Genomic DNA, 12,239 nt, shown 5'->3' on the forward strand with positions numbered 1-12,239 from the left:
CTCAATAAAAAGTTTAATCTCTTTGCTCAAATTACTTTGAGTCTTAATTTTAAGACGTCTAAAAGAATTGCTGGTTTGTTTACTTAACTTATATTCTGTTCAATTTTCAAAGACCATTTTCTTCATCGCCCTCAAGCGACTTTCTTATAATATCATTTGTTTTTCTTACTGTCAACAACTTTTTTCAAAGTTTTTTTGACTTGTTTTATCGCATCTCTCAGCGACGAGATTTATAATATCATTTTAAATTCATATAGTTTTATTCATATGTATTTATTTTTTAAATTTATTATTAATTTACTCTATTTTTCTATTATTATCTAATTAATTCTATTATTGATACACCTGGATAAGATTACGTTATTAAAACCATATTTATACACTATAGCTATGTATTTATATATGTTTTGCGGCTACATCTATGTAAATTTATAAAAAAATTGCAGCTGCATGTATTTAATAACTACACAGCTACAATATTTTTTATTGTTTTAAATTGCTTTTTTAGTTGTCATCTTCTAATCTATCTATTAATTTATCTAAGCTATTATCTGAATCATCTACAACAGCAATTTCACTTTGAACTTCGTCCTCATTAGAGTCACTATCTAAAGTAAGTTGCTCATCTTTATCCTCAATGCTTCCTGATATTTTAGCAATTGCTACTATTTTTTCTTGTTCTGTAGTTCTCATAAGTGTTACGCCCATAGCAGATCTACTAGTTACTGATATACCTGCTACGTTTATTCTTATAGCTACTCCACTAGTATTTATAAGCATAAGTTCGTCATCTAACTTACATACAGTAGCACCTATTACTTTACCAGTTTTTTCTGATAGCTTATATGTTATTAATCCTGTTCCACCTCTTTTTTGTCTCTTATACTCAGTTATAGGTGTCCTTTTTCCAAAGCCATTTTCACTTACTACAAGTAAGTCTTCATTTTCTACAGCTATATCCATACATACAGCTATATCATCTTTCCTTAAGTTTATTGATCTTACTCCTGATGCAGTTCTACCCATGGCTCTTACATCTTTCTCATTAAACTTAATTGCATTACCATCTTGTGTAACTATTATTATATCAGCATCTCCACGAGTAACTTTAACTTTTAGAAGTTCATCTCCATCTCTTAGGTTTATAGCTATTAAACCATTTTTTCTAAGATTCTTAAATTCTGATAGAGGTGTCTTCTTAACTAAACCTTGTTTTGTTCCCATGAATAAGAATCCTTCAGTTACATCATCGCTTATTGTAAGAACTGTTTCTATTCTCTCATCTTGTTCTATAGCTATAAGATTTATTATATTAGTACCCTTAGCTGTTCTTCCTGCATCAGGTATTTCATAAGCTCTTAATTTATAAACCCTACCTCTATTTGTAAAGAATAATACATCAGAATGAGTTGAAGTTATATTTACATGTTCTACAAAATCATCTTCTTTTGTAGACATTGCTTGTATTCCTCTTCCCCCTCTTCTTTGAGAAGAATAGGTATCTGCTGATATTCTCTTTATATATCCTGAATGTGTTAAAGTAACAACGACTTCCTCTTCTTGTATAAGATCTTCTATATCTATTTCATTCATTACTTTTTCTATAGAAGTCCTTCTTTCATCGTTATATTTATTTTTTATTTCTGTTAATTCTTCTTTGATTACAGATAATAATTTTTCTTCGCTTGCTAGTATTGAATTTAGATATTCTATTAACTTCATTAGTTCAGAGTACTCTTCTTCTATTTTTTCTCTTTCTAATCCAGTTAATCTTCTTAATCTCATTTCTAAGATTGCTTGTGCTTGCTTATCACTTAATCCAAATCTATCTATTAATGTGTTTTTAGCAATTTCACCAGTTTTCGATGATCTTATTATGTTTATTACTTCATCAATATTATCAAGTGCAATTCTTAATCCTTCAAGTATATGAGCTCTTGCTTCAGCTTTATTTAATTCAAAAACTGTTCTTTTAGTTACAACTTCCTTTTGGAATTCTATATAATAATTTAATACTTGTTTTATATTTAATACTTGTGGTTCATTATTAACTAGAGCTAACATTATAACACCAAAAGTATCTTGCATTTTAGTATGTTTATATAACATATTTAGAACTACATTAGGATTTGCATCTTTCTTAAGCTCTATTACAATTCTCATACCTTCTCTATCAGATTCATCTCTTAGATCAGATATTCCAACTATTCTCTTATCCTTTACTAAATCTGCTATATTTTCTATAAGCTTAGCCTTATTAACTTGATATGGTATCTCTGTCACTATTATCCTATGTCTATTGTTCTCTTCTTCTATCTCAGCTTTAGCTCTAACTATAATTCTTCCTTTTCCAGTTTCATACGCTGCTCTAATACCAGCTTTACCCATTATAGTAGCACCAGTTGGAAAATCCGGTCCCTTAATTACAGTCATTAATTCTAAAATAGTTGTTTCAGGGTTATCTATAAGCATTATTGTTCCATCTATAACCTCGCCTAAATTATGAGGAGGAATATTTGTTGCCATACCTACAGCTATACCTGATGATCCATTTACTAAAAGGTTTGGATATCTTGATGGTAATACAACTGGTTCCTTTTCTTCACCATCAAAGTTAGGAATAAAATCTACCGTGTTTTTAGTTATATCTCTTAACATTTCGGCAGCAATTTTATTCATTTTTGCCTCAGTATATCTCATAGCCGCAGCGCTATCTCCATCTACTGAACCAAAGTTCCCATGACCATCTACAAGCATGTATCTCATTGAGAAATCTTGAGCCATTCTTACAAGTGCATCATAAACAGATGTATCACCATGTGGATGGTACTTACCTAAAACTTCCCCAACAATTCTTGCGCATTTTCTATATCCTTTTTCTGGAGCTAAACCTAGCTCATGCATAGAAAATAATATTCTTCTATGTACTGGCTTTAGTCCATCTCTAACATCTGGAAGTGCACGACCAACTATAACACTCATTGCATAGTCGATGTAGCACCTCTTCATTTCTTTGTTTATATCAATAGATATAACTTTTCCCTCGTTTAAACTCATGTACCTCACCTCGTTTTAGTACTAAATATCTAAATTGCTTACTTTCTTAGCATTCTTTTGAATAAATTCTCTTCTTGGTTCAACTTTATCGCCCATTAATATAGTAAATATTTCGTCCGCTGCTATAGCATCTTCTATAGTAGCCTTTAAAAGTACTCTCTTATCTGGATCCATAGTTGTATCCCATAATTGTGTTGCATTCATTTCTCCAAGACCTTTATATCTTTGTATAGCTGTTGAATTATCTTTTCCACCAACTTCATTTAATAATCTTTCAAGCTCTGAATCGGAATAAGCATAGTATTCTTTTTTATTTTTCTTTACTTGATAAAGTGGTGGTTGCGCTATATATACATGGCCTCCATCTAGTAAGCCTCTCATATATCTAAAGAAAAATGTTAATAATAGAGTTCTAATATGCGCTCCATCTACATCGGCATCAGTCATTATTATTATCCTACTATATCTTAATTTATCTTCATCAAAGTCTTCTCCTATTCCGGCACCAAATGCTGTAACCATAGACTTTATTGAATCAGCTGTTAGTATTCTATCTAATCTTTGTTTTTCAACATTTAATATTTTACCTCTTAACGGTAATATAGCTTGGAATCTTCTATTTCTTCCTTGTTTTGCTGATCCACCTGCTGAATCTCCCTCAACTATATAAATTTCACATTCTAATGGATCCTTAGATGAACAATCAGCTAATTTCCCAGGTAATGATGAACGTTCTAATACTGATTTTCTTGTTAATTCTCTTGCTTTTCTGGCCGCATCTCTGGCTCTTGCTGCCATTAATGCTTTCTCAATTATTATTTTTCCAACGTTAGGATTTTCCTCTAGGAATATTGATACTCCTTCTCCAACTATTGAATCAACTATTCCTCTAACCTCTGAGTTACCAAGTTTTGTTTTTGTTTGGCCCTCAAATTGCGGTTCAGATATCTTAATAGAAACAACTGCTGTTAAACCTTCTCTAATATCATCTCCTGATAAATTCTTATCATTATCTTTTAAATGATTAAACTTTTTAGCGTAATCATTTATAACTCTTGTTAAAGCTGTTTTAAATCCCGCTAAATGAGTTCCACCCTCTATGGTATCTATATTATTAGCAAATGAATATATATTCTCATTATAGCCATCGTTATATTGAAGTGATATTTCTGCTATTATTCCATCTCTTTCTCCCTCAACATATATTGGCTCTGCATGTAAAACTTCTTTATTTCTATTTAGATATGATATAAACTCCTTTATACCACCCTCATAGTGGTATATCTCTTCTTTGTTATCATCTTCTCTTTTATCAGTTAGTACTATTTTAATTCCTTTATTTAAGAAAGCTAATTCTCTTAACCTATGAGATAGTATATCGAAATCATATTCTGTTTCCTCAAATATTTCAGTATCAGGCTTAAATGAAACCTTTGTACCATGATTTTCTGATTCTCCTATTTCACATAAATCAGTTACAACAGCTCCTCTTGAATATTTTTGTTGCCATATGCTACCTTCTCTATTTACAGTTACTTCACACCACTCTGACAAAGCGTTAACTACTGAGGCCCCAACTCCATGTAATCCACCAGATACCTTATATCCTCCACCGCCGAATTTTCCTCCAGCATGAAGAACTGTCATTATAACCTCTACAGTTGACTTACCTATCTTAGGATGTATTCCAGTAGGCATTCCCCTACCATTATCTATTACAGTTATAGAATTATCCTCATTAATAGTTACACTTATTTCTGTACAAAATCCAGCTAAAGCCTCGTCTATACTATTATCAACTATTTCATACACAAGATGATGAAGACCTCTTGAACTAGTACTTCCTATGTACATTCCTGGTCTTTTTCTAACAGCTTCTAAGCCTTCTAAAACCTGAATTTGACTTTCATCATAACTTTGCTTGTTATTTTCCAACCTAATCTCCTCCTAAAATGAAATTTTATTATAATCACATGAAGATTTAATATTGGAACTATGGATTATAATCTATATTAGTTCTTTTTGTTAAAGTTGAAGATGAAATTGGAGATAAATAAATTTTACTCTTTTTATTAACTTCAGCTATAACAAATGATTTTGGTTTTTCTTTAGAAATCCTCTCTACAAACCCATCTTCTTCTGCCATTCTTAGAAAAGCACTAGTATCTGAGCTGTACATCGTAGTTTTCAAATCAAAAATTCCAATTACATCTTTAATTGGAACAACTACATTTTCTCCTAAATGTAAAAACATAAGAATTCCTCCCTTAATTTAGGATTTCTCCATCTTTAACTTTAAAGACTCTGGAGCTACTATCTAAATAATTAGTCAAATCTTCTATCCCAGTACACGTTATTACAGTTTGAATTTCTCCAATAGTACTAAGAATATATCTCTTTCTATTAAAATCTAACTCAGATAAAACATCATCTAATAACAATACTGGATATTCTGATGTCATTTCCTTTATTATTTTTAAAGATGAAAATTTTATTGTAAGAACAGAGCTTCTCTGCTGTCCTTGTGAGCCAAAACTCTTCGTATCTATGTTATTTATAAGAATAACAAAGTCATCTCTATGTGGCCCTACACTGGTTGTTCCTTTTTCAATATCCTTTTTTCTGTTCTTTTTTAAGATTTCATAAAAGTTAGATTCTATATTTTCTAAATCCTTTATTGTACTTATATATTTAAATTCTATATTTTCTTTTCCTGAAGATATGTCACTATGTATATCTTTTCCATAAAAATTTAATTTGTTAATATATTTAAGTCTATCTATTATTATATGATATCCATAATTTGCTAATTGTATATCATATACATCTAAAATTTCTTTATCTAAATTCTTATTTCTTAAAATAACATTTCTTTCATTCAGAACTTTATTATATTGAACTAGGTTATAGTAATACTTAGAATTTAACTGACATAACTCCATATCAATAAATTTTCTCCTTACTCCTGGAGAATCTTTTATAATCTTTAAATCTTCAGGCGAAAACATAACAACGTTAAAGTTCCCAAACAGCTCACCTATTTTAGAAACCTTAACTTTATTAATCCGTATTGCCTTTTTCCCATCCTTTAGTATATTTATATCAATATTTTTATCGAGTCTATCCTTGCCTACTAATAAACTTACATATGCGCTATCCGAATTCCAATTTATTAAATCCTTATCTTTTGATGTCCTATGAGATTTTGCAAACGCACAATAATAAATTGCTTCAAGAATATTAGTCTTACCTTGAGCATTATCCCCCATAAATACATTTACATTTTTACCAAGTGTTATATTTAAAGATTTATAATTTCTATAATTTAACATTTGAAGTCTTTTAATATACATTTTTAACACCTATTTTAATTATAACATATTAGAGGAATAAAAGTAATTATAAGGTTAATACAAATAGAATATAGCTACTCTTTAAATAACTCTGTATTTTTCACCGTTAAATTCTACTATATCCCCTTGTCTGATTTTTTTTCCTCTCTGAACGCAAATCTCACCATTTACTTTAACCATTTCATCTAAAATATACATTTTAGCTTCAGAACCTAATGAGGCTGCTCCACACCATTTTAAAAAAGAATCTAATTTAATAAATTCTGTATTTATTTCTATATCAACCATTTCCAATTTCATGCATATTAATTCACAATTTATGCACAAATCTCCTTTCTTATCTTATTAACCTTACTGGTAAAACAAGATATTTTGAGTTATCTGTATTTTTACACTTTATAACACATGGGCTAACACTTGATGTCATTTCCATTTTAACTTCATCGTCATCAATATTTTTTAATACATCTAATAAATATCTAGAATTAAATGCAATTTGTATTTGATCTCCTTGCAGATTTATATTTAATTCTTCTCTCACTTTTCCCAATTGAGAATTAGATGTTATTATCATAGTATCTTCTTGAACATCTAATTTTATTAAATTACTATTACCATCCTTAGCCATTAAAGATGCTCTTTCTATACAATTCTGTAGTTGTTGTTTATTAACATCCACTAAAATTTTATATTCTTGAGGTAGTAACGAAGAATAATTAACAAATTTACCGTCTAATAATCTAGAAATAACTTTAGTATTATTTAAATTAAATAATATATGGTTATTTGTGAAAGTTATTTTAACTATATCTGATACATCTTCTAATATTTTTGAAACTTCATTTAATGTTTTTCCTGGTATTACAACTTCTATATTATTATCATTGCCTAAAAATTCACTTCTTACAGCTAATCTATAACCATCTAGAGCTACTAAATTTAATACTTTATTATTAACCTCAAATAAAATTCCTTGAAGTATTGGCCTTGTTTCATCTTGAGCTACAGCAAATGATGTTCCCTTTATCATATTTTTAAGTATATTTTGAGGAACTTCAACTGACAAGTTTTCATTTATATTTGGTAAAGCTGGATAATCTTCACCATTCATATAGACTAAGTTAAATATTGATTTTTCACATGTAATTTGTATTATGTCATTTTCTAAAGTTTCTATTTTTATATCTGAATTAGGTAATTTTCTTATAATTTCTCCAAAGATTTTTGCATCTATAACAATCATACCTTCTTCTAAAACATTTGCTTCTACTTTTGTTTCTATAGATACATCCATATCAGATCCTATTAAAGTTAAGCCATCTTTTTTAGCATTTATGTAGATACCTTCTAATATAGGCATTGTTGTTTTTCCTGTTATAGCTTTGTTAGCAATTGATATACCTTCTTGTATTTTTTGTTTTTCACAAATAAATATCATATAAAAACCTCCTTAAGTTATAAACATTTTGATTTTTTAAATATAGATAATATATATAAATATATAGATAAAAAATAATAATAGTAGTAGTAGGGGCTGTTAATATGTTGATAAGTGGCTTTAGCCGTTGAAATCACTAAATTGTTTGTAAAAAAATATTGTGGATAAGTGAAGCAAAAATTACATGTCTTATCCACATTATTAACAAGTGATATTGTCTTACATAGTTATCCACAAATAATTCAATATATTTATGTACAGTTGTTAGTTAATTTTGAGTTAGTTTTTTTGTTATATCATTTACTGTGTGTTGTAGACTTTCATCTGTGTTTAAATTATCAGATATTTTTTCATAGGCATGTATTACAGTAGTATGGTCTCTACCCCCAAACTCTTCTCCGATTTTGGGCAGAGACATATCAGTTAACTTTCTACTTAAATACATTGCAATTTGCCTAGGATATGCTACATTTCTAGTTCTTCTTTGAGATTTTAAGTCTTCTATCCTAAGATTAAAATATCCAGCAACAACATCTTGAATAACATCTATAGTTACATTTTTATTTTGTTTATTTGATATTATATCCTTAAGAGCTTCGCTAGCTAATTCGACAGTTATTGGCCTATTCGTCAATGATGAATAAGCTACTATTCTAATTAAAGCACCTTCAAGTTCTCTAATATTAGATTTAATTTTTGTTGCAATATAAACCATAACCTCATTTGCAACATTTAATTTTTCTACATCAGCCTTCTTTTTTAATATTGCCATTCTTGTTTCAAAATCTGGAGCTTGAATATCAGCAATTAAGCCCCATTCAAATCTAGAGCGTAATCTATCCTCTAAAGTAGGAATTTCCTTTGGAGGTCTATCTGATGATAAAATTATTTGCTTATTTGCATCATGTAATTCATTAAATGTATGGAAAAATTCTTCTTGAGTTCTTTCCTTTCCAGCTATAAACTGAATATCGTCTATAAGAAGAATGTCAACATTTCTATATTTATTTCTAAATTCTTCATTTTTATCATCTTTTATTGCATTTATAAGCTCATTTGTAAACTTTTCAGAAGACACATATACAACCTTGGCACTAGAATTATTTTGCAGCACATAATGTCCAATAGCATGCATTAAGTGAGTTTTTCCAAGTCCAACTCCTCCATAAATGAATAAAGGATTATATGCCTTGGCTGGAGATTCAGCAACTGCTAATGATGCTGCATGAGCAAACCTATTACTATTACCGATAACAAATGAATCAAAAGTATATTTAGGATTTAATGTACTAGACATTTCATCATTTACGGTAATAGATACTTTATCATCAAAATTTGATTTTTTTTCTTCCCTTTCTTCAGCTTCCTGAACATCAGATGCTACAATAAATTCTACTTTATATACTTTGGCGCAAGCTGCCTCTATAGAATTTACAACCAAATCCTTATAACGTTTTTCCAGTATATCTTGAGTAAAGGAATTTGGAACACTGATTTTTATTGTATTGGAAGATATAGAAATAGGCTCGCAGCTTTTAATCCATGTATTAAAACTAACTTCGCTCATTTCACCTTTTATTATATTTAATGTTTTTTCCCATAATGATTTTAGATCATTATCCATCTTATATCCTCCATAAAATAAATTTTATATTTAATTATTAAATAGTTAATAACAATATATCAACACATTTATTAACAGATGAAATTTCGTGTTAATAAATAAGAATAAAATTATTCACATGTTAATAATTATGTTGATGCTAAAGATATATAAAAATTATCCACAGTATAAGTATGGACCTTTTTTAACATTATTAACATGGTATAAAAGCAATATTTTAGCTAAAAATATATATAATTATAAAAATAATAAAGAAAATGCAAACAAGTTATACACAATTTAATCCACAAGTGTGGATAAGTTGTTTGCTAAATAAAGTTATTCACATTCAATATTAATAATAACACAAGTCAAATAGAGTATTCAAGAAGTTATCCACAAAAAAATGTGGCAATATTTTTATATTTATCAACATAATTTGAAAATTATAGTGTATTGACATAAAATGCTGATGTATATATAATAATAAGGTAAATTTAAAATAGAGATTATAGTTTTTACTATAGAAATTACAATTTAAAGGGGGTGTAGTGAAATGTTCATGACATACCAACCAAAAAAGAGACAAAGAAAAAAAGAACATGGATTCAGAAAAAGAATGAAGACTTCATCAGGAAGAACTATTCTTAAGAAAAGAAGACAAAAAGGTAGAAAAAGATTAACAGCATAAGGGCCGCAAATAGTGGCCTTTTTTCTGCAATGCAGGAAAAAAAGGAGTAGAGAGTTTCCAATGGTGTACAGATTAAGAAAAAATAATGAATTTAAATTAGTATATAGAAGGGGAAAGTCTTTAGCTAATAATCTTTTGGTTTTATACATTTATAATAATAAGAAAAACAAATCAGAAGACAGGCTTACTTATAATAAGGTAGGAATTTCTGTTAGTAAAAAAGTTGGGAATAGTGTAGTTAGAAGTAGAAGTAAACGATTGATAACCGAAAGTTATAGACTTAATGAAAAAGACATTAAAACAGGTTATGACTTTGTGTTTGTAGCAAGAAGTGCTATAAAGGAGAAAAGTTTCGTTGAAGTTGAAGACGCAATGAAAAAACTTTTTTTAAAGGCAGGCTTATATAAGTAATGAAGAAATTAATGATAAAATCTATACATTTATATAGAAAATATATTTCACCAATGAGACCACCAACATGTATTTATGTTCCAACATGTTCACAATATGCAATAGATGCTATTAATAAATATGGAGCAATAAAGGGTGGTTTTTTAGCTATAAAGAGAATTTTAAGGTGTCATCCATTTTCTAAAGGTGGATATGATCCTGTAAAATAAGGAGGTTACGCATAAAATATGATGAACTTTTTATCGCCAATAACAGACTTTTTGAAGGTTATATTTGATAATCTTCATAATGTTATTCTTACAGTATTTAATATGGAACCAAGTGGTGTTTCATATGTATTAACAATTGCAATATTTACTATAATAATAAGATTGTTAATATTACCATTAAATATAAAATCAAGCAGATCAAATGCTAGAATGCAAGAGGTTCAACCTGAATTAAATGCAATACGTAAAAAATATGCAAATGATCCTCAAAAGATGCAAATGGAATCATCAAGGGTTATGAAAGAAAATAATGTAAGTATGTTTGGAGGCTGTCTTCCTACATTACTACCTTTGCCAATATTATTTGCTTTATACTATGTATTTATGAAAATAGATCAAGGGTCTGTAGTAGATGCATCATTTTTATGGATACCTAATGTATTTGTAAAGGATCCATATTTCATATTACCTGTATTGGCTTTCTTAAGTACTTATTTACCAAGTTTACTTTTAACTAAGTCAATGCCTAAAAATGAAGATAGTCCAATGAATATGGGAAGTATGAATATTATGATGGCTGGTATGATGGGGATAATGGCAATTAACTTCCAATCAATATTAGTTATTTATTGGGTAATAGGTGGAGTTATACAATTAGCACAAACTTATTTTATAAATTACTTACCAGCTAAAAAGAAAAAAGAAGCAAAAGAAGAAGATGAAAAGTTAAAAACTATTCAAAATGCAAAAAAAGCAACACCAAAGACTAAGAAGAAAAATTAAAATATGTTATTATTGAGTATTTACTAGGTGGTGAATAGGGTATGAAAACATTAGAAATGACGGGTAAAAGTGTAAGTGAAGCTTTAAAAAGTGCTCTAAAAGAGTTAAAGGTTACAGAGGATAAGGTCGAATATGAAGTTATAGAGGAAGGTTCTAAAGGATTTTTAAATCTTATAGGAACAAAGCCAGCAAAAATATTAGTTAAGGTTAAAAGAGATTATAAGGAAGATGTAAGAGTATTTTTGAGAAGTATTCTTGATAACATGGGAATACAAGCAGAAATAAGAATTAAAGAAACTGATGATATACTTTATATAAACTTAAATGGGCCTAAAATGGGATTAATAATTGGATATAGAGGAGAAACACTTGATTCTCTTCAATATCTAGCATCATTAGTAGTTAATAAAGAACATGATATTCCTTATAAAAAGGTAGTTTTAGATACTGAAAATTATAGAAAAAAAAGAGAAGAAACCTTAATAAGAGTGGCTGAAAAAACTGCATATAAAGTTAGAAAAACTGGAAGACCTTATAAACTAGAACCAATGAACCCTTATGAAAGAAGAGTAATACATTCTGCTTTACAGGACAATGACTATGTCTATACATTTAGTCAGGGGGATGAACCTCATAGAAGAATTGTAGTAGATATAAAGAAATAAAGGTGGGAAGGCCAATAGGCTTTCTTACC

12 protein-coding genes are annotated in these 12,239 nt (G+C 28.8%); 5 read left to right on the forward strand and 7 right to left on the reverse strand.

Annotated features, from left to right (window positions below; all coding sequences use genetic code 11):
* Nucleotides 1-504: 504 nt before the first annotated feature.
* From gyrA to dnaA, 7 genes are all read right to left on the reverse strand, one after another.
* Complete coding sequence (gene gyrA / locus ACYUEX_RS16135; RefSeq protein ID WP_411169326.1) at nt 505-3,057, reverse strand: DNA gyrase subunit A; 2,553 nt, start codon at nt 3,055-3,057, stop codon at nt 505-507.
* 21 nt (nt 3,058-3,078) lie between these two features.
* The gene (gene gyrB, locus ACYUEX_RS16140; protein WP_411169325.1) at nt 3,079-4,992 is read right to left on the reverse strand and encodes a DNA topoisomerase (ATP-hydrolyzing) subunit B; all 1,914 of its coding nucleotides are present in this window, start codon (nt 4,990-4,992) and stop codon (nt 3,079-3,081) included.
* Between the two features lie 58 nt (nt 4,993-5,050).
* Nucleotides 5,051-5,311 carry an extracellular matrix regulator RemB gene (gene remB / locus ACYUEX_RS16145; RefSeq protein ID WP_411169324.1) on the reverse strand — a complete coding sequence of 87 codons (261 nt, stop codon included), beginning with the start codon at nt 5,309-5,311 and terminating at the stop codon, nt 5,051-5,053.
* 13 nt (nt 5,312-5,324) lie between these two features.
* The gene (gene recF, locus ACYUEX_RS16150) at nt 5,325-6,410 is read right to left on the reverse strand and encodes a DNA replication/repair protein RecF (RefSeq protein ID WP_460289089.1); all 1,086 of its coding nucleotides are present in this window, start codon (nt 6,408-6,410) and stop codon (nt 5,325-5,327) included.
* A gap of 81 nt (nt 6,411-6,491) precedes the next feature.
* Nucleotides 6,492-6,698 (reverse strand): S4 domain-containing protein YaaA, encoded by a 207-nt coding sequence (gene yaaA, locus ACYUEX_RS16155; RefSeq protein ID WP_460289208.1) that lies wholly within the window; start codon nt 6,696-6,698, stop codon nt 6,492-6,494.
* Nucleotides 6,699-6,747: 49 nt separating this feature from the next.
* Entirely contained in the window at nt 6,748-7,848 is a 1,101-nt protein-coding gene (dnaN, locus tag ACYUEX_RS16160) for a DNA polymerase III subunit beta (protein WP_460289090.1), read from the reverse strand.
* Nucleotides 7,849-8,116: 268 nt separating this feature from the next.
* A complete protein-coding gene (dnaA, locus tag ACYUEX_RS16165) occupies nt 8,117-9,472 on the reverse strand; it encodes a chromosomal replication initiator protein DnaA (RefSeq protein ID WP_411169321.1) in 1,356 nt (451 codons plus the stop codon).
* 535 nt (nt 9,473-10,007) lie between these two features.
* On the opposite strand from dnaA, the gene rpmH reads away from it, so the two are divergent.
* The 5 genes from rpmH to jag are packed head-to-tail and all read left to right on the forward strand — an operon-like array spanning nt 10,008 to nt 12,210.
* The gene (gene rpmH, locus ACYUEX_RS16170) at nt 10,008-10,142 is read left to right on the forward strand and encodes a 50S ribosomal protein L34 (RefSeq protein ID WP_411169320.1); all 135 of its coding nucleotides are present in this window, start codon (nt 10,008-10,010) and stop codon (nt 10,140-10,142) included.
* A gap of 60 nt (nt 10,143-10,202) precedes the next feature.
* Nucleotides 10,203-10,553 (forward strand): ribonuclease P protein component, encoded by a 351-nt coding sequence (rnpA, locus tag ACYUEX_RS16175; protein ID WP_411169319.1) that lies wholly within the window; start codon nt 10,203-10,205, stop codon nt 10,551-10,553.
* Nucleotides 10,553-10,762 (forward strand): membrane protein insertion efficiency factor YidD, encoded by a 210-nt coding sequence (gene yidD / locus ACYUEX_RS16180; protein ID WP_322379464.1) that lies wholly within the window; start codon nt 10,553-10,555, stop codon nt 10,760-10,762. Before rnpA ends, yidD begins: the two co-directional genes overlap by 1 nt.
* 18 nt (nt 10,763-10,780) lie before the next feature.
* Nucleotides 10,781-11,545 (forward strand): membrane protein insertase YidC, encoded by a 765-nt coding sequence (gene yidC, locus ACYUEX_RS16185; protein WP_460289091.1) that lies wholly within the window; start codon nt 10,781-10,783, stop codon nt 11,543-11,545.
* A gap of 41 nt (nt 11,546-11,586) precedes the next feature.
* Nucleotides 11,587-12,210, forward strand: coding sequence for an RNA-binding cell elongation regulator Jag/EloR (jag, locus tag ACYUEX_RS16190; RefSeq protein ID WP_460289092.1), 624 nt, complete (start codon nt 11,587-11,589; stop codon nt 12,208-12,210).
* The last annotated feature ends 29 nt before the right edge of the window (nt 12,211-12,239 follow it).

This window comes from Clostridium sp. CTA-7, assembly GCF_054768095.1.